The following is a 19,258-nucleotide window of genomic DNA, read 5'->3' as shown; positions in this document are numbered from 1 at the left end:
AATAACTACGCCGTAAAGTCCTCCGAACTGCCCATTGTTTCGAAAATGCAAACTCCACGTAGAATTGTCGAACTCCATGACGATAAATCCTCACGCGCTTAGCAGAATCGTAGCCTCTTCCATTTACCGAATGTTTCTTATATTACCTCCTCGTCGCGGCCTTCGTTTTGGAAGCCTCATTCAAGGAAATGCCATCGGGACAGGGCGCGGAAACAAGAAGCCCTGAAGATGCGTAGCACCCGCGATGCGTGCAACTAACGCCTGCTCTTCTGTCTCTATTCCCTCAACAACTATTGTCGATGTGTAACAGGCTGCAAAACCGATGATATGTAAGAGGGAATTTCCTCCCCGCTTTGAAGGCCTGATCGCACCAACAAACGATCGATCAATCTTAACAATATCGAAATCAAGTACTTGCAGCAGGCTGGGCGTGGCATATCCGGCACCGCAATCATCCAGCGCGATTCGACATCCCGCTTCTTTCAGTTCGGTAAGCATCGCGGAAGCCGCTGGCAGTTCGTTCAATCTTTGTGTTTCGGTGACCTCAAGGACTAGCCGGGATGCCAAATCTGGTCGCGATAGAATTTGGCTTTTGACTGCATTCCTAGAATCGAGATTAGAGAAATTATCTCCTGATAGATTGCAACCAAGTACCGCGTACGGGTTCAGTTCAAGATGTTTTAGAACAACAGAAAGGATCTTCCTGTCAAACGGCGCAACTTCACCCGCAGCTTCAAGCTTTGGAATAAAATCCCCCGCACAATATATCCGCCCATCCGCGCCAGTTAGCGTTGCGAAACATTCGTCGTAGAGAATGTCTTCGAGATCATTAGCAGCATATATTGATTGTACATTACATCCAACACGCATATTCCCCAAAACGGCTGCCAAATGGCTGTTCTCTTCCCCAAAAAAAATCACGGTCTATCGACTCCATGCCCCCTCCAAGCAAAAGCTCACCAAAGCGTCGCAGACTGGGTGTTAAATCTCTACTCATCGTACACAAACGCTAAAGCCCAACTACGTTACGTAACGGTTACGCCATCATACGTAACGTTATGCTATTAGAATGCTGCTTTATTGACTTAAATGAACCGTGGACTTGCCACGAAAAAGTGGAGAGGTTTTCATGAATTGAAAGGACACCTTTATTACGAAGCGAGTGCCCTTTGCGGGAGAATTTGAACGTGAGGCTGTTCGTCTGGCCGAGACGAGTGGTCGGACCCGGCGTGAAGTTACTGAGAACCTTGACGTGGGAGACTGTCGACGCTAACACGGTGGATTTCCCGCAATCGGGATGCAGCCATGGATGATCCCGAACTGGTTGCTGCGAACGAAGATATGGCGGCTGAGCTTAAACGCCTTCGTCGAGAGAATGACATATTGCGGCAGGAACGCGAGATACTAAAGCGTGCAACAGCTTTTTTCGCCAAGGAGGGAAGTCGATGAGGATTTCGTTTCATCGATCACGTCTGCGCTCACGGGAGAGTCACTTCCGGTTTCGCTAGCGTCGGGAGCAGATGTGCTAAGCGGTTCGATGAATGCCGGCGATGCTTTCGATCTCGTTGCCAAGCACGAAGCGAATGATAGCACCTACGCTGGCATCGTTCGCCTCGTGAAGGAGGCACAGCATTCCAAGGCTCCAATGTCCAGACTGGCAGACCAGTGGTCTATCGGCTTTCTGATAGTGACCGTCATAATCGCCTTCGGAGCATGGTGGTTCACGGGAGACCCGATAAGGTCGGTCGCCGTTCTCGTCGTGGCGACACCATGTCCTCTCATCCTGGCGGTGCCCGTCGCTCTTGTTGCGGGACTGTCGCGTTCCGCTCATTTCGGGGTGTTGGTGAAGGGCTCCCGCCCATTGGAGAATATGGCCCGTATCAATACGCTGGTACTGGACAAGACCGGAACGCTGACCGACGGCCGTCCGCAAATCACCTCGATCCACCTTGAGCCGGGATTCAGCGAAAATGAGGTATTGCGGTTCGCTGCTTCCCTTGACCAGGTGTCCAAACACCCTATGGCACAGGCACTTGTGCTGGCTGCTCAGGGGCGCGATATAGATCTTGCATTTGCCGACTGACGTCAGCGAACTGGCAGGGGATGGCGTGGCGGGCTGGGTCGATCGCAAAAGCGTCGTTGTCGGCGGACATAGCTTCGTTGAGAGACAGGTCAATGCAAAACTGAGCGAAATCCCCCATACAGAAGCTGGAGCGGCCCTGGTTGCAGTCGCGATAGACGGCAGGATTGCGGGCTATATCGTTATGGCCGACCCCTTGCGCGGCGAAGTTGTTGATACGTTACAGGAACTGCGCAAGGACGGCGTAAAGCGCATAGTGCTGGCGACAGGCGATCGTGCTGCGGTGGCCAGGCGCATCACCAAGGGCTTGGGGCTTGACGCCATCTACTCCGAACTTTCACCCGATCAAAAAGTGCTGACCGTACTCAGCGAGCGCAAGAACGGTGCTGTGATGATGGTCGGAGACGGCGTCAACGACGCGCCCGCACTTGCCGCGGCTGATGTCGGCGTTGCCATGGGTGCGAGGGGAGCGGCAGCCTCGGCAGAAGCGGCCGATGTCGTTCTCCTCGTAGATAGAATAGATAGACTTCGCGCCGGGATTGAAATTGCCAAGCGGTCAAGGCGCATTGCTGTCGAAAGTGTAGTGGTTGGGATTGGTCTTTCTGTAATCGCCATGATCGCAGCCGCGTTCGGTTATCTAAAACCTGTTCAGGGTGCATTACTCCAGGAGTTGATTGACGTCGCTGTCATCCTCAATACGCTTCGGGAATTAAAAATCTTACCTGCCATCAGTTGAAGGAGCCATCGCGACACGCCCTCCGGGGTGGATTACGGTCAGCTTAAAATTCGTGGCCCATCATTTGCGGTGGCCATAGCAACGCGAGATCGAACCGGATCACGGCACGCCGGCCGGCGTGGGATATCAAAAAGACGATTGTATCAGGTCAGTTGCGCTTCGATAGGCTACGTGAGTTGCTGGCTATACAGCACGTCCTGATATATAAACCACAACGGATCTATCGATCACATATGAGGGGCAGCGATGGAGCAGCTATTCTTTAAGATAATTTGTTCGCAGACGCAGATCTCTCCGCGCGCTCGAAAATTATTATGGTTTGCTTCAACTGCTTATGTTCCCCACTTATTTATGACAGCCCTTCTCCCCTTGCAGGCCTTCCTTATCAGTTTAGGAGGGGTGGCAGCATCCTGGGCTGACACATGTAGCGCGAGCGATACTACTACCTGTGGTGCCCCGGGCGGCCTTGGTGTTCCCGGGCGCAGCGGGGACGGAGGGGTCGGCAATGGCCAAGGCGGCGGTTCCAGTCACATCGGCGGTGATGGTGTAACCACTCAGGATCCCGGTGGTTGGGGTGGGAACGGAACCGGAGGAGCGGGTGCGCAAGGTGATGGAGGTTTGCCAGCCGATGGAGGCGGGCCGGGTTTCATCTCCCCCGCAAACGGGTTGGTTATAAATGGCTCAGGAACTGGGTTTGACGGTGCAGGTGGCACCTCAGGTACGAATTTCGGCGGCGGCGGTGGTGGCGGAGGGGCGGGGATCCGTTACTCCGGACAAGACATTTCTATCACTTCGCTCGGCTCGATTTCTGGGGGAGCGGGCGGTCAAGGCGGTGGTGTCCTCAACGGGACAAGTGGAGTCGGTAACGGTGGCGGCGGTGGTGGCGGTGGCAGCGGGATCATTAGCGTCGGACCCCAGGCACGCATCGCTAATGACGGTTCAATTGTCGGAGGATTTGGCGGAAACGGCGCAGACGGTGGATTTGGCGGCGGTGGTGGCGCGGGGGGTGATGGATTGCTCTCCCTTGGCGGCATGGCAAACATCATCAATAGCGGCACGATCGCAGGTGGTGTGGGAGGCAGTGGCGGCGCAAGCGGCGGCTTTGGAGTGAAAAGCACAAATGGCGCGGGCGGCACTGGTATTAATCTCAGTGGTCAGCGCAATATCATATTCAATGTTGGTACGGTCATTGGCGGCGAGGGAAACGGAGGGGGAACCGCAATTATCACCCGTGGTCAAGACACAATATACAATGCGGGAACGATCGCAGGCGCCTTGAACAATGGCACACGATCAGCGGCGATAGAATTCGGTGGGGCAGAAAATCGCCTTAATCTATACTCGGGCTCGACGATCCTCGGCGAAATTGTTATTAACGCCGACGCAACGGCAACAATATCAGCTTTGGACCGCGGCCTTACGCTCGATAGCGATGTGCGTCTTGGCGAAGGCACTTCTGGCGTCAATTTTAACACTTCATTCAAAGATCTGGAGCTCTCCGGCGCGATTTCGGGGAATGGGGTCGTAAACGTCCGTGGAGGAAACGTACTAACGTTTTCCGGGGCAAGCAGTTACACTGGCGGGACGAATATCTCCGAAGGAACTCTGGTCGCCAATCACGCGAATGGTAATGGAGTAATCGACGCGTTGGGCACAGGTCTGATTTCGCTCAACGGGGGACGGCTGCACTCAGCTCTCGGGAGCTCCACACTCAACAGCTATCTCGTTGCAGCGGGTACAACGGGGACGATCACCACTGCAACCGGCACCTCGCTGTGGCTCAACGGCGGAGCGGGGCAAAGCTTCTCAATTGAGGGCGATCTGGTCATCGGAACCGATAATGCGAGAGGTGACGTGATCATGGACGTCATCGGTACGAATGCAGCGTCCGCTTCGACAATAACTGTTGCATTTGGACGCCTTGTCGATGGTAACGGTTCGCTCGGAAATCTTACCGGGTTTGCAGGTGCAACACGCGTCGCCTCTGGCGCGACGCTCGATTTCTCTGCACAGGGCGGCACAATTCGCAACTTACAGGATACGACGCCGGGCCAAGGCGGCACTGTATCCTGGGGTGATAATCTGTTGCGTATATATGGCGGCAGTTTTTCAGGCCAGTTCGTGAGTTTATCGGGTGGTGAACTCGTCAAGGGGAGTACCGACACACTCCTCCTCAATGGCGACAATTCAGGCTTTACCGGCACAACGACGGTCGCAGATGGAAAACTGATCGTTGGTGATATCAACCACAGCAGCGCCACACTGCGAGGTACCATCGACGTTTTATCCGGCGCCACTCTTGGCGGTCATGGCTCGCTCGGAGAAACGACGGTTCGGTCCGGCGGCATAATGTCTCCCGGCAATTCAATTGGTACGCTGACGGTGGACGGCGATCTGACACTGAAACCTGGCTCAGTTCTTGAAATCGAAATAACCAGCAATGGCAGCTCTGATCGCGTCGATGTCGCGGGAACTGCTACAGTTCCCGGCAGCACTGTCTCGGTTGCCACCATCGATCCGGAAACCAGTTACCAGAATGGCCAACTCTATCATATCCTGAAAGCGGACGGCGGCATCAGTGGCGAATTTGCAGGCGTTGTGTCGAACTCAGCCTTTCTCGATATGAGCCTTGCCTATGGTGATACGACGGCTGATCTCAATATCTGTCTGAAAACAGGTTGCCCGAGGCCTGTTGATCCGGAGATTCCGGGTCCCGGCACGCCCGAACCTGAACGGCCCTCCCCTGCCCTCTTTACGACGGTCGCTCAGACCCGCAATCAGTATGCCACGGCTGGCGGACTGGATAGTCTGGCGCAGACGGGTTCGTCGCTGGCTTTGTACAACACCTTGCTGATGCTGTCCGCCGATGAAGCACGTGCGGCTTTCGACAGTCTTTCCGGTGAAGCTTACGCTTCCGCAAAAGGCGTCTTGATCGATGACAGCCAGTTTATCCGCAATGCGGCACTCGGTCGTCTGCAACAGGCATTTGGCGGTGCTCCAGCAACGCCAATCAATGCGCTTTCCTATGCCGGAGCGCAAAGGCCTGTTTCGGCTTCAGCCTCTGCCATCGATGCCGCGGCCCCTGTCGGCATTGCTCCTTCTCAAAATCTCTATACCGCCTGGGGCTATGCCTATGGCGCTTGGACGAGGCAGGATAGCAATAGTAATGCAGGATCGGTAAAATCCTCTGTTGGCGGCTTTGTCACCGGTATCGACGGTACTGTCCTCGACACATGGCGTCTCGGCCTTCTGGCCGGCTACAGCCATTCCAGCTTCGATGTGGATGATCGCGCTTCATCGGGCAGCAGCGATAATTATACACTCGGCGCCTATGCTGGAACCGAATGGACGCTCAACAATGGCCATGCCTTGGCATTCCGATCCGGACTTGCCTATACATGGCATGATGTCGACATGAACCGTTCTGTCGCCTTTCCCGGCTTTGCCGATAATCTGACCAGTGATTACGATGCGGGATCTTTCCAGCTCTTTGGCGAGCTTGGCTATAAGATCCACTATGGCAAAGCCCTGTTCGAGCCCTATGCGGGTCTTGCCTATGTTCGCCTGAAGACCGACGGATTTGATGAGAAGGGCCAGACTGCTGCCACCCTTTCGGTTCAGTCTGACACAACGGAAACCAGCTTCTCAACGCTTGGCCTCCGCGCATCAACAGAGTTCGGTCTGGGCAGCATCACGGCAACGGCGCGAACCGATCTTGGCTGGCGACACGCCTATGGCGACATCACGCCGGTTTCCACCGCGAGCTTTATCGGTTCGGATGCCTTCACAGTCTCCGGCCTTCCAATCGCTGAAGATGCAGCTCTCATCGGGGCAGGGCTTGATTTCAAGCTGACCGAAGATGCCACCCTTGGCCTCTCCTATAACGGTCAGTTTGCATCCGGCGCAAAACAAAACGGATTCAACGCGAAACTCAGTGTCAGTTTCTAAAGCATGTCGCAGTTAACCGGATTCGGGATTCCCGTTTGGCTTGATCTGTGATTCACTTGTCTCATGGAAGGAGATGCACCATGGGCAAGCCGCATCCGATTGAGTTGCGTGAGCGTGTCGTTGCGTTTGTGAATGAGGGCAATAGTCACCGGGAAGCCGCTCGGCATTTCCGTGTTTCGCCTCGGTTCGTCAACAACATGATGATCCTGCATCGGTCATCCGGCTGTCTGGCCGCCGCCAGGCAGGGCCACCCGCCTGGAAGTGTGAAGCTTTTGGCTCATGGTGATTGGGTCCGCGAGCAGATGTCCGCCCGTGGCGAAACGACTTTGGACGAACTGTGCGTTGCGCTCGCGGAGCGCGGTATTGAAGTCCACCGCGCCACGGTCGGGCGATTTCTACACCGACTTGGGCTGAGTAATAAAAAAAAGCCTCAAGGCAAGCGAGCAGCGTAGACCAGAGATCGCCAAGGCGCGTGATCTTTGGATCAATCGCCGAAAGCGGTTCTTCAACAAGGCCTTGTCGCGTCTCATCTTTATCGATGAGACTTCCACAAATACGCGCCTGACAAAACGCACCGGATGGTCTACCAAAGGCAGGCGCTTTGCCGCCTATGCGCCCTTCGGAAAATGGAAGACACAGACCTTCATTGCCGGACTGCGCTGCCATGGCCTGACCGCGCCATGGATCGTCGATGCACCGATGAACAGCCGCATCTTCGAAACCTGGATCGAGGCACAGCTTGTGCCGACACTGTCAGCCGGTGATATAGTCATCCTCGACAATGTCGGCTTCCACAAAAGCTGGAAGGCTGAGCAACTCGTCAAGGCAAAGGGCGCTTGGTTTCTCTTCCTGCCGCCCTATTCGCCGGACCTGAACCCAATCGAAATGGCTTTCTCAAAACTCAAGGCACTTCTGAGAAAGCGAGCAGCACGCAGCTTCGACGCCATCTCAAAAGCACTTGGCGATATCATCAGTCTCTTCTCCATCAATGAATGCCAGAACTTCTTTAAGGCTGCTGGGTATGAGGCCGAATAAATGCGACACGCTTTAACTTCTGAGCGGAAGCGCATCTCGAGGAACTTAAGAACGGCAGGTTTGAGGCCCGGAAAGAGCTGCCAGCTTTCCATTCGCTGCGTAGGGCAGGCGTCCGGCAATCACAACGACGCTCTACGTTAATGCGGACGTGCATCGCCATTACCAGCCAGATTCTTCTCGCTTTTCCTATTTTTTATTCCGGACAAGAAAATACGGCAGACCCAATTCACGGTATGGATTTTGACGCGTTCTACTCAAAGAACTCGAACGGTAGCGCCGACCTTCACCTTTTCGTAGAGTTCGATAATGTCTTCATTGAGCATGCGAATACAGCCTGACGAAGCCTCGGTCCCTATGGTCCAGGGCTCATTTGTCCCGTGAATACGATAAAGCGTATCGCGACCGTCGGCGAACAGATATAGCGCGCGTGCACCTAACGGATTCGCTGGCCCGGGTTCGATGCGCTTTGGCAACCCCGGTGTTTCGGCATGCATATCGTCGGTTGGATGCCATGCTGGCCATTTTGCCTTCCGCTCGACCGTTGCCGTTCCGCGCCAGCTATACCCGGTTTTGCCAACGGCTATCCCATAGCGCCTGACAGTATTTGGGGATTCGACAAAATAGAGATGCTTGTTACGAGGGTCGACTATGACCGACCCGGGCGCGGCATCCATCTGTTTTGCCATCGTGACCGGCTGAAGATCTTTCGCGAACTTGCCGCGATTGACGGGACGAACTGGAAACTGTTCAGACGAATAGGGACTTGCGTCCAGCGAAGGAGACACATTTCCAGAGCCAGCACTGCAACCCTGTACCGCGAGCAATCCAAGTATGAAACTCCGTCGGGAGATTGCAGAACGACAAAGCGATGTCGTAAGCGGGATTGCTGTCATAAGAGAGATCCAAGCGTTGTCGGGTTATCTGAACTCGGGCGTCGCGGAGCCATTAGCATCCAGTGAAGGCCGGATAATAAAACGCTCCCGGCATCTCTTCCATACCGGGAGTGTTTATTTGAAAGTCCGATCAGAACTTCACGCGCAGTCCCAGCGTTCCGCCGACCTCGTAACTGTCAGCAAAGTTCTTCAGGCTGGTATCTGCAGATAGTTCGCCATAGATGGCATACTTGTCGTTGTTCCAGCTGTAGGTGCCGCCGAAACCAATGCCGCCAGTCACCCGGTCGGCGCGGCTGTCGAATTTGGTTCCCGATACATCTACCCGGGTTCCGTCGAGGAACTCGTTGGTGAGATTAATGATCCCATAGACCTGCGCGCGGCTTGTCTGACCCTCAGCGTCCTTCCAGCTGCGCTCGTGCCCAAGCGCCAGTCCCAGACGACCCTTCAGGCTGTCACCCTTGTCGAGCGACACACGGGCCTCGTAGGGATCGGTGAAGCTGTCGAAATCAACAGACGACCAGATCAGCTGCGCCTGCGGGGTGAGCGTCCAGTTCTCATTAAGACCGATGCGCTTGCCAGCTTCGAGGCTTAGGGCATAACCAAAACCATCATTGCCGTCAGCAAGTCCCTGACGCAGCGTATCGGAGTAAAGATCGCTGTCATACCAGGTCACCTGCCCCTGGGCATCGAGATAGAACCCGTTATTGCCGTACCAGGTCAGCGTGCCGCCGAAGCCATAGCCTGTTGTGTCAATGTTGCCATTGCCAAAGATCGACGAGATATCGGTAGAGACCTGACCATAGTGAACAGTTACGCCGCCAATGAGCTTGCCAGCATCGCTTTCATAGAGCTGACCGTCAATGCCGGCCTGCAGCTTCCACATATCGTAGTCATAGTCTGACTGGCTCGTGGTGACATCAGGCTGCTGACGACCATGCAGCCCTTCGATGCGACCCCAGACGCCAGTACCGCCAACAAGTGTGGTCGCACCATCCTGATAATAGGCATTCTGGTCCTGCGTCGGCGTGCATTTGAAGTTCTGTGCCGGGTCCTTGCAGAACACGGTCTGGGCCGGAGCCTGTTCGCGCCAGTAGCGGTTGCCTGTGCGCTGCGCAAGCGTCGGTAGACGATTAAGAACCTGAAGTGCATTCGGATAAGTCTCGTAAACCGGCACGCCAGGATGATAGCGCGGCGGTTGAGGGCCAGTAGGTACGACCGGGCCGCCTGGAACGACTGGATTGGTCAATACTGAGCGCAAATACCAGTCATCAGCGGCATAGCTATCCCCATAGACATCTGTGCCACTAGAGGTAGGGCTTCTGTGCAGTGTATAGGCATAGGCGCCTGCGATCTTGGCGTTCTGGCCATCATTCGTTACATAGTCGCCATTACCAAGGAAAAACGCACTCGTGGTCGTGGTGCCGCCATTGATGGCGTTGACGACCTTGATGCCATCGGTCGTTGGCGCGCCAGTGCCGTTGATATTATTAATAACAAGCCCTGTTTGACCAGTCGCTGTGCCACCATCGATCACGATCTGGTCCGATGGCGAGGCATCGCCGCCCAGGTAAGTATTCAAGACAACCGTACCGGCTGCCCCCCGGCGCCTCCAACGAAATTAGAGGCCGTCAGTGTCTTATAGGCGCCGTTCACAGGCGGTGCAAAGACGATCAGGCCCGCATTCTCGGTGGAGCTGCCAGCGGTGTTGTTGACAGTGGAACTAGCTATCATGTTCCAGGTGCTCGTGACATCGACAGTCATATTGTCGGCGTTCAACGCAGCCCCGGTCAATGTACTCCCGTTCAGTGTCGCGTTGGCCCTGGCGGTTCCCTCTCCCACCACATTGCCGGTCAACGCCATGTCGGTGAAATTGCCGCTGGTGGTGCCGCCTACGGCATGTACCACGATGCCGCTGCCTGTTGTGGGAGCGACACCGGTCAGATTGGCAACGACATTGCCGGCCGTTCCGGTGATCAGATCCCCCGTCGCGCTCAGGGAGCCACCTGCCATCATCACCGTGCCATCTCCGGTGCCAAGAATACCCGACGAACCGGTTCCGTTCGCCGTCACGGCAGTGTCGGTCGTGTTGATCTGGCCGCCAGCGTTGACGGAGAGGCCCGAAGCAGCCTGCGTTGTGACGGACGAAGCCGTCATCTTGACATTGCTGTTTGCACCTTCCGACAGCGCACCGAAGGCGCCGGCACCGCTGGTGTTGACGGTAGCATTCGTGGCGTCGACGACACCGCCTTGCATCGCGTGCAAGCCCATGGCGTTGACACCTAAAGTGGTAACCGCCGTGCCGTCCTTCGCACCGTTCGTCAGCGTGACCGAGCTGCCGGGTCCGGTCACCCGGACACCATCGGCAGTGAAATTGGCGGTCGGAGCACCACCCGTCATGATCGTGCCGCCAGCAACTGTGGCGGTGCCCCCGGCATTGGCAGCGACACCGATGGCACCGTCGCCAGTGGTTGTGAGCTTGTTGTCCGTGATCGTAAGCGTGCTGCCAGCCCCAATCGCCTCTGCGCCGTTGGACTCCTTGCCGATCTCACTCGCTAGGTAATGGCCGCCGGACGTGCCGAAACCTGGCTTATACCCGGTGGTGATCTCGCCGCCGATTACACTCATCGTGCCGCCGCCAGTGGCACGGACACCGGCGCTGGACGGGCCGGTCGTCCGGACAATGGCATTGCTAATGGCGACCTTGCTGGCCGTTCCGTTTCCATCCGTCCCATCCGCAATCGCGCCGGTGGAGCCGGTCTCATAGGTAAAAACGCCGTAGCCCTTGAAATCGATGAAAGCCCCGCCCTGGGCCACCGCGCCGGCGCTTGCCGCTCCATAGGTGGTCACGCTGCCGCCCTGATCAATCGTGATCTTGCTGCCGGTCCCCTGGGCGAGGAGAGCCACGGAATTGCTGATGAGCGTTCCATGATAATTGCCGGTCACAACCGCGCCGCCATGGATAGTGGCCGCTCCCCCGTCGGCAACCGACATCCCGGCACTGTTATTGCCATAGGTGTTGATGTAGCTGGCGTTGGTGACGATCGTGCTGCCGGCACCCGAAACAAAGGCACCTGCCGTATCCTCGCCGCTAACGAAACCACTCACACCGGTGAGGGTGATTTGGCCCCCTGATTCAGCGACGAAGGCAGAACTGCCCATGCCAGAAGTCGAGATGCTGGACTGCAGGGCATTGATGCCGGTAATTTCAACCGTGCCACCATTGGCTGCATAGGCGCCATACGCATTGTTGCCGCCTGTAACCACGATTTGTTGCCCGACATTCGGTGGCAGCGTCACGCCGCTAAAGTCAGCATTTACATCACTGCCAGCTCCGGTTGCGTAGATGCCGTGGCTGCCGTCGCCCGATGTGCTAACGAGGACACCCTTTCCATTGATCTGGCCGCCGCCATCCGCAAAAAGACCGTGACTGCCTGCGCCCGTCGTATTGACATAAGCGGTGTTATATCCCCCACTACCATCTGGTGCGCCGTTCAAATTGATCGTTCCGTCGCCGCTCGCGTGGGCGCCGGCACCAGTGCCGCTTGCCTCCAAGCCAACAACGTTTCCTGTGTAGATCCCGGTGCCGGAGGCGCCGACCACATCCGTGGCATCATTGCTAGATCGAGTTGGCGTACCTGGCATGCCTGAATCCGTGCAACTACCCGAGGCGATGCTCACAGGCGCATCCGGTGCTGGTGCACACTGCGCGAATGCCTGCGTGGATGGCAGCAACACGGTCACAGCCGCCGCCAGAATATAGCGGTGATTGTAGACGGAGCTTAGCAAGGCCTTCTTAAGGGAGTTAACTGCGGAAGCATCAAAACTGCGAATGCGCATTTCTTTATAGTCAGACTGCATGTGGGAAACCCCTCCCCGTGAACTTTCAAGAATAGATACACAATTTTAGTAAGACGTCCAGATACACTTAAAAATGCGACCTGAGTAGGCTCTGCATGGCCACTGGTTGCGAACATTTGAGCTTCTCAAAACCTTACAAGCACCTGACTTACACGGTTACGCAAGTTCACCCGCGGCATGCTTATCGACCAGCTTCTGACACTCATGAATTGCGCGAGATGCGGCACCGTAACGGTAAATTTGATGTAAGTCTCAGCAGTTGATTAGAGGGCATGCACGACAATCGCTCCTCGCTGTACCACCGCCACCGCTTTCCGCCTGAGATTATCGCTGAAGCAGTGTGGCTGTATTTCCGGTTTCCGCTGAGCTTTCGCATGGTCGAAGACATGCTGACATATCGAGGGGGTCATCGCCCCCCACAAGACAGTGCGCGAGTGGGCTGAAAAGTTCGGACGACACTACGCCAATAAATTTGTCGCCGCGCACCTCGCCTGGGCGAAAAATGACACCTCGATGAGGCTGTCGTGACGATCAATGGTGAGCGACATTTTCTGTGTCGCGCTGTTGATCAGGATGGCTTTGTACTTGAAGTGCTGGTCCAGAAATGTCGCGATACCAAGGCTGTAAGGCGCTCCACGCGCAAGTTGCTGTCAGGTCAGGGTGCCGTTCCCCGCGTCATGGTCACTGATAAACTGAGATCTTATGGTGCTGCCAATCGGGAGATCGGCCTCACGGTCTGTGATCATCGCCAGCGCAAGGGCTTGAACAATCGGGCCGAGAATTCTCATCAACAGATAAGGCGCCGAGAACGAGGCATGAAACGCTTTAAGTCAGCACGACACTTGTAGCGTTTCGCATCCATTCACAATCCGAGGTATAACCTTCATCATTTTCCCCGCGACCGCTTCACCTCTGCCATTCACCGCGAACTGCGTCAAACCACCAACACTGTCTGGCGCGATATCGCTGGCCTCTAATACGCGCAATCACTGCATCATAGTTCAACAGGCGTCTGCGCACAGGATAAGGCTACGCTGCCCCGGATAAATCCGACGCCGGACGCCGAAACCGTCATGGCTCAACTGCCATTATGGTTCGAGCACTATAACAATCGTCACACGCACAAGGCTTTGGATATCAATCTCCATAAGAGTTCCTGAGCTGAAATGCCCAATCCGGAAAATGTCCGGTTTTTAAGGAGTAACTGCATATTTTTTAATTTTGGGCGCCAGCTGCACGATACTGATATTCTATTTAAATTATTTTCTCTATCTTAAATAACATTAATATAATATATTTATTGCAAAATTGCTTATAATTATTCGCAATGCCATAATGAAACATTATATTGTATATATTAAAATAAAAGTAAAATTAATTCATATTTTCATATTATATATTATTGGTTATAAATTTGAATCAAATACAATATTAATTATAGAAAATTTGAGGTTTGTCGGATAAAGCGTAATGTTGTCTTATGGCTATTGGGTTATCATGTGGGTTTTTATTCATTTGTTCTAATATAAACACACCAAACTGATCTGAAATCGATTAGTAGGAAGCTAATGATTGCGATTTTTATACAACTGATCGGTGGCCTTCTTGGTGGGTCGGTGTTCGGAAAGATCGTTCATGTCGCTAATATGGGTGCGTTCTGGAATGCTGCACTGAGCCCCAAGATTGGACCGCCGGGAATTAGAATTTTCCGGCTCTTATGCCAATGGCGGGCTGATGACGCCATCGGGATTATGCAAGGCAATCGGCACGTTATATCCGATTGCCGAGTGAGGACGATCCTCATTATAGTGTCGACGCCAATTCTCCAACTTTTCGCGCGCATCTTCAAGCGTTAAGAACCAGTGTGCGTTCAGGCACTCGGCGCGAAGCTTACTGTTGAAGGCTTCGATGAACCCGTTATCCGTCGGCTTTCCGGGTCGGGAGAAGTCCAGTGTGACTGCACTGAGCCCCAAGATTGGACCGCCGGGAATTAGAATTTTCCGGCTCTTATGCCAATGGCGGGCTGATGACGCCATCGGGATTATGCAAGGCAATCGGCACGTTATATCCGATTGCCGAGTGAGGACGATCCTCATTATAGTGTCGACGCCAATTCTCCAACTTTTCGCGCGCATCTTCAAGCGTTAAGAACCAGTGTGCGTTCAGGCACTCGGCGCGAAGCTTACTGTTGAAGGCTTCGATGAACCCGTTATCCGTCGGCTTTCCGGGTCGGGAGAAGTCCAGTGTGACCTTGTTGGCATAGGCCCACAGATCGAGGTCACGCGAAACAAACTCACTTCCATTATCAACCCTTATTGTCTTCGGATAACCAGCACGACGACACACTTTCTCAAGTGTCTGAACGACATCCTCACCACGATAACTGAAGCGCGGATCGGTTGCCGGCGAGTAGCGTGAATGCGTATCGACAATAGTCAGAATCCGGAGTTTCTTTCCTGTTGCCAGCTGATCATGCACAAAGTCCATCGCCCAAACATCATTCGGCCCGATCGCTTGTTGACGATCCTCACGCAGCTTGGCCTTGACACGACGTTTCGGATGTTTATTCCTGAGCTGAAGTCCTAACTCATTGTATATTCGACGTGTTTTCTTCATGTTGATGGTCCAGCCTTCGCGACGAAGCAGGACGTGTACGCGACGGTAACCGTATCGCACACGGGTCTCACAAATCTCTTTGATCCGCTTCTCAACAGCGGCCTGCACGGTGCGGCGGGACTTGTAATTGATAGTCGATCTTTCGAAGCTTAGTGCTGCACAAGCCCGTCGGATCGATATTCCCCAATCAACAAGCATTCCCGCCACCAGATCACGTTTCCGCGCAGGCCTTAAAGTTTTCGGCGGATCACATCCTGCAACATCTCCCGATCAAGCGTGAGGTCTGCAACAATCCTCTTCAGCCGCGTATTTTCCTCTTCCAAGGCGCGCAGCCGCCGTATCTCATCAGGCAGCAGACCTGCATACTTTTTCTTCCAGTTGAAATAAGTTGCCTGGCTGATCCCGCTCTTGCGACAGATTTCCGCGACCGGAACGCCGTCATCTCCCTGCTTGAGAATAAACACCTTCTGAGCGTCCGAAAACTTCGATGCTTTCATGCCTTCCACTCCTTCTTCCAGCTAGGAAAATAGCGCGGAAAACTCTCATTATAAACGGTCCAGTTTTAAGGGAGCAGAGCAATGCATTGATGGGGGCATTGGGGGGGGGAATAGCGGGCGGTCAGTTGATCGGCCTCGTCCTCGGCAAGACAGAAATGTCAACCGGGATCGATGTAAAAGCCGTCATCGGTCCATTTGTTGACGGCGCATTGACTAGCGGTCTCGTCCAGATTTTCGCGGGAATGTATCTGAGAAGGCTAATTGAACGTTCAATTACAAAAGGGCGTAGATCGTATTTTTGAACATAACATTGAGACGGGAGGAGCAATCATGGTAGCGCGAGGAAAACCGGCCCATTACCGGTTAGCCGAAGTCTGCGAAAGACTGAACACAACCGAGTGTCAGCTTGCGAGCCGGTTGGGATTATCGCGTGCGGCGCTCAAATCAATCGAACGTCCGGATGCACCGCTTTATCTGCAACTTGCACTGACTGCGATGATGGAGAGCTTGCAGCCCGACCCGATGTTTGTACGCGCTGCGTATCACTCCGAAATTCCGGCCGATCCGGTTCAATTGAGGCTTGTTCGATAATCAGTTCCGAAGGGCAACGGACATGATGACGAAACTGACTGCAATTTCCTTGGTGGTTGTAGCCACGGCTTTTCCCGGTACAGCAATAGCCGCTTCATGCGGCTCTGGAATTTCGGGTCAAAGCCCCGCCGTGAAGATGCTGCAAAGGCAGTTGTCGGCTTTGCGCTCGATCCAGCGCGGGCGCGGCTGCAAGCCCGGTGACACAGGCGGCGGCTTTTTCAACGCCTGTCGTGAAGTGGGTATGAAGATCAATGAGGTGCAGCAGGAGTTGCGCGCAACTGCGGCTGCAAATAATGAATGCAGGGCCGAAGCCCGAACGGGCCGAACAGCCAGGGCAGCTACCAAGCCACAAGCCATGAACGTGTCGGCGGCTGGCAATGCGCGATCACAACCGGCCTCGACCACTCCTAAAAAGGTGCGCGGGCCGAAAAATGCCCTTCAATACTGTGTGCGCCTGTCGGATGGCTATTATTTCCCGACGCCCAATTCGCAGTACAAGCAAAAGGGCGGCACGGATGCCGCTCTCATTCAATGCAAGATGATCTGCAAGACCGACGCAATGGCGGTCTATATCAATGACCAGAATGAAGAAGCCGCCGATATGGTTTCGGTCCTGACTGGTGAGGTCTATGCGGATCTCGCAACAGCTTACGATTATCATGGTGAAGGCAAGTTCGAACGCTGCGACTGGAATGGCTACGTTCGGAAAGTCAGTTCGGGCTTTGCGGCCAAAAGGCAATCGAAGCACCTTGCCGATGCTGTCTTACCGAAACCAGGCGTCAAACCGGATGATCAGGACCCCGTGGCTGTGGCTGAAATTCCATCGCAATCGCTTCGTCCCGCCCCTTCCCGCTCAATCCGTATTGTAGGTCCAGCCTTTATACCCGACGCCGATAACAAGGCGTTCGGTCACATGCGCCGTCATCAAAACTGAAACCAGCCAAGCAGCATTTTTCTATGGGAGCGTTCATGACAAAGCTGAAACTCAGATACTTATTGCTTGCTTTCGTCCCGTTGGCCGTTGCCGGCTGCGTTACAGCGGAGGAGGTCGATCAAGATACATGCGCCTCTTTCGGCTTCAAGCCAGGTACAGACGCGTTCGCAAACTGCATGATGGAGCAAAGCGCCCGCGCTGACGAAAAAAGACGGGAATGGGAACGCGAGGACCGAGCGCGTGAGGAACGCAAGCGCGAGCGCAAGAAAGAAAAGGAACGCCGTCGCCGCGAGGAAAGCGAGATCGATAACCGGCCACAATTTGACCGGGACGGCAATCCGAACTTTGACACACAAGGCAATTACATGGGCTGCCATGGCGTGGGCTGTGACGTCGATAACCCTGACGACTAATCAGATGCGGCTTTCTTGCCCAACTAGCGCGTGAGCGCCAAAAAGATTGAGCGCAACAATGATAGGGGCAGAAACGGAACGGTTTCCTCACTGCTGCGCTCAAGACGAATGTACCGAATGACAAAATGGGAAGGCAAGCCAGTTTTCAAAAACGGGCGAAAAAACGATGTAAGAGCTGGCTCGGGAAATCTGCACAGCTAGGATAACCCGTGTAGCACTGACAGACTCTAAGGTCGGTATTGTTGAACGCCAAATGCTGAGGCGGATTTAACCGTGTGCGTTGACGACGGCCAAAAAGGCCGGACCGTAGCGTTCGAGCTTGTATCGCCCACACCGGGCATATCGGCCATCTGGGCGCGTGAGGCTGGTCTGACAGTGGCCAGTTCGATCAGTGTGCGATCGTGGAAGATCACATAAGGTGGGACATTTTGCGTGCGCGCTATCTCTAGCCGCTTCTCTCGCAGCGCATGAAAGAGCGCTTCATCTCGCTCCGAAAGGGCGGATGTTACCGATTTTCCACGCGAAACAGTACCACGCGATGGCTTCGATTTCGGCGGGACACGCAACATGAGCGTATGCTTTGTGCGCAAAAACTGCCGACCTGCTTCCGAGATCGACAAACCGCCGTGCCCGGCAAAGTCGACATCGATTAACCTCTGAGCGATCAACTGCCGTATGATCGCACGCCAGGTGTGATTGTCATGCTCGTGGCCGATTCCGAAAGTCGAAATCTGGTCGTGGCCAAAGCGGCTGATGCGCTCATCGTCGACGCCAAGAAGGACATCGACAATATAGGATTGCCCGAACCGCTCCCCGGTTCTGTAAATGCAGGACAATATTTTCTGCGCGGCTATTGTACCATCGAAGAGGGTTGGTGGTTCAGCGCAGGTATCGCAATTGCCGCATGGTTCGCATTGATCACCGAAATAAGAAAGCAGCACCTGTCTGCGACAGTTCGCCGTTTCGGCCAACTGGTTTGGCGCAGCTCGCGGTGAATGGCAGAGGTGAAGCGGTCGCGGGGGAAATGGTGAAGGTTGTAGATCGGGTCGTGAATGGATGCGAAACATTGCAAATGTCGCGTTGACTTGAAGCGCTTCATGCCCCGTTCTTGTCGTCGGATGGGCTGATGAGAATTCTCGGCCCGGTTGTTCAAGCCTTTGTGCTGTCGATGATCACAGACAGTGAGGCCAATGGCGCGGTTGGCAGCACCGTAAGAGCCAAGCTTGTCCGTGGGTGGCCATGACACGGGGAACTGCGCCCTGAACTGACAGCAACTTCCGGATAAAGCGTTTGGCAGCCTTGGTATCGCGACGTTTCTGGACCAGCATTTCAAGCACAAAGCCATCCAGATCAACAGCGCGCCACAGAAAGTGCCGCTCACCATTGATTGTCACGACAGCATCATCAAGATGCCATTTATCACCAAGGCGCGGTGTGCGGCGACGGATTGTATTGGCGTAATCTCGTCCAAACTTTTCAGCCCACTCGCGCACTGTCTTGTGGGTGACGATGATCCCTCTGTATGCCAGCATGTCTTCGACCATGCGAAAGCTCAGCGGAAACCGGAAATACAGCCACACCGCCTCTGCAATAATCCCAGGTGGGAAGCGATGGCGATGATAAAGCGAGGAGCGATTGTCGAGCATGCTCTCTTATC

Annotated in this window: 12 protein-coding genes and 6 pseudogenes; 10 read left to right on the top strand and 8 right to left on the bottom strand. The window is 54.6% G+C overall.

Going from position 1 to position 19,258, the window contains the following annotated elements; translation table 11 throughout:
- Positions 1–180 precede the first annotated feature (180 nt).
- Positions 181–921 carry an EAL domain-containing protein gene (locus QLQ11_RS22560; protein ID WP_371836029.1) on the bottom strand — a complete coding sequence of 247 codons (741 nt, stop codon included), beginning with the start codon at positions 919–921 and terminating at the stop codon, positions 181–183.
- A 229-nt stretch (positions 922–1,150) separates the two neighbouring features.
- On the opposite strand from QLQ11_RS22560, the pseudogene QLQ11_RS22555 reads away from it, so the two are divergent.
- The 6 genes and pseudogenes from QLQ11_RS22555 to QLQ11_RS22530 all read left to right on the top strand — a co-directional run.
- Positions 1,151–1,451: pseudogene (locus tag QLQ11_RS22555) on the top strand (transposase); the annotation flags it as partial.
- A 17-nt stretch (positions 1,452–1,468) separates the two neighbouring features.
- Positions 1,469–2,816, top strand: a pseudogene (locus QLQ11_RS22550) (heavy metal translocating P-type ATPase); the annotation flags it as partial.
- A 676-nt stretch (positions 2,817–3,492) separates the two neighbouring features.
- Positions 3,493–3,927 (top strand): hypothetical protein, encoded by a 435-nt coding sequence (locus QLQ11_RS22545; protein ID WP_109366381.1) that lies wholly within the window; start codon positions 3,493–3,495, stop codon positions 3,925–3,927.
- Between the two features lie 164 nt (positions 3,928–4,091).
- Positions 4,092–6,764 carry an autotransporter domain-containing protein gene (locus QLQ11_RS22540; RefSeq protein ID WP_371836077.1) on the top strand — a complete coding sequence of 891 codons (2,673 nt, stop codon included), beginning with the start codon at positions 4,092–4,094 and terminating at the stop codon, positions 6,762–6,764.
- An 80-nt stretch (positions 6,765–6,844) separates the two neighbouring features.
- Positions 6,845–7,216, top strand: coding sequence for a winged helix-turn-helix domain-containing protein (locus tag QLQ11_RS22535; protein ID WP_011982874.1), 372 nt, complete (start codon positions 6,845–6,847; stop codon positions 7,214–7,216).
- A complete protein-coding gene (locus QLQ11_RS22530) occupies positions 7,182–7,799 on the top strand; it encodes an IS630 family transposase (protein ID WP_371836076.1) in 618 nt (205 codons plus the stop codon). The genes QLQ11_RS22535 and QLQ11_RS22530 overlap by 35 nt, the downstream gene beginning before the upstream one ends.
- Before the next feature lie 254 nt (positions 7,800–8,053).
- Here QLQ11_RS22530 and QLQ11_RS22525 read toward each other — a convergent pair whose 3' ends face one another.
- The 3 genes from QLQ11_RS22525 to QLQ11_RS22515 all read right to left on the bottom strand — a co-directional run bounded on the left by QLQ11_RS22525 (position 8,054) and on the right by QLQ11_RS22515 (position 12,433).
- A complete protein-coding gene (locus tag QLQ11_RS22525) occupies positions 8,054–8,692 on the bottom strand; it encodes a L,D-transpeptidase (RefSeq protein WP_121539666.1) in 639 nt (212 codons plus the stop codon).
- 130 nt (positions 8,693–8,822) lie between these two features.
- Positions 8,823–10,271, bottom strand: a complete 1,449-nt coding sequence (locus QLQ11_RS22520) for an autotransporter outer membrane beta-barrel domain-containing protein (protein ID WP_283735372.1) — start codon at positions 10,269–10,271, stop codon at positions 8,823–8,825.
- On the bottom strand, positions 10,268–12,433 hold the full coding sequence (locus QLQ11_RS22515) for a beta strand repeat-containing protein (protein WP_371836028.1): 2,166 nt from the start codon (positions 12,431–12,433) through the stop codon (positions 10,268–10,270). Before QLQ11_RS22515 ends, QLQ11_RS22520 begins: the two co-directional genes overlap by 4 nt.
- Before the next feature lie 389 nt (positions 12,434–12,822).
- Here QLQ11_RS22515 and QLQ11_RS22510 point away from each other — a divergent pair.
- Positions 12,823–13,527 (top strand): annotated as a pseudogene (locus tag QLQ11_RS22510) (IS6 family transposase).
- Positions 13,528–14,265: 738 nt separating this feature from the next.
- On the opposite strand, the pseudogene QLQ11_RS22505 reads toward QLQ11_RS22510, so the two are convergent.
- Positions 14,266–14,508, bottom strand: a pseudogene (locus QLQ11_RS22505) (transposase); the annotation flags it as partial.
- 49 nt (positions 14,509–14,557) lie between these two features.
- A protein-coding gene (locus QLQ11_RS22500; protein ID WP_109988023.1) for an IS3 family transposase occupies positions 14,558–15,663 on the bottom strand; the annotation gives its coding sequence in 2 pieces (ribosomal slippage) (positions 14,558–15,402 and positions 15,402–15,663; 1,107 coding nt in all).
- Between the two features lie 261 nt (positions 15,664–15,924).
- Here QLQ11_RS22500 and QLQ11_RS22495 point away from each other — a divergent pair.
- From QLQ11_RS22495 to QLQ11_RS22485, 3 genes are read left to right on the top strand one after another with little or no spacing between them, the layout of a single operon-like run.
- Positions 15,925–16,254: a hypothetical protein gene (locus tag QLQ11_RS22495; protein ID WP_283735374.1), complete on the top strand. Its 330-nt coding sequence runs from the start codon at positions 15,925–15,927 to the stop codon at positions 16,252–16,254.
- Positions 16,255–16,276: 22 nt separating this feature from the next.
- The gene (locus tag QLQ11_RS22490) at positions 16,277–17,188 is read left to right on the top strand and encodes a DUF2865 domain-containing protein (protein WP_283735375.1); all 912 of its coding nucleotides are present in this window, start codon (positions 16,277–16,279) and stop codon (positions 17,186–17,188) included.
- Between the two features lie 35 nt (positions 17,189–17,223).
- Positions 17,224–17,601 carry a hypothetical protein gene (locus QLQ11_RS22485; RefSeq protein WP_283735376.1) on the top strand — a complete coding sequence of 126 codons (378 nt, stop codon included), beginning with the start codon at positions 17,224–17,226 and terminating at the stop codon, positions 17,599–17,601.
- Positions 17,602–17,868: 267 nt separating this feature from the next.
- Here QLQ11_RS22485 and QLQ11_RS22480 read toward each other — a convergent pair.
- Both QLQ11_RS22480 and QLQ11_RS22475 read right to left on the bottom strand, forming a co-directional pair.
- Positions 17,869–18,572, bottom strand: a pseudogene (locus QLQ11_RS22480) (RQC domain-containing protein); the annotation flags it as partial.
- Between the two features lie 47 nt (positions 18,573–18,619).
- A pseudogene (locus QLQ11_RS22475) lies at positions 18,620–19,247 on the bottom strand (IS6 family transposase); the annotation flags it as partial.
- Positions 19,248–19,258: the final 11 nt, after the last annotated feature.

Source organism: Ochrobactrum sp. SSR, assembly GCF_030067775.1.
In the GTDB taxonomy this organism is placed as follows: Bacteria; Pseudomonadota; Alphaproteobacteria; order Rhizobiales; family Rhizobiaceae; genus Brucella; species Brucella teleogrylli.
The sequence above is the reverse complement of the archived record's forward strand: the minus strand, read 5'-3'. Positions and strand labels throughout refer to the sequence as shown.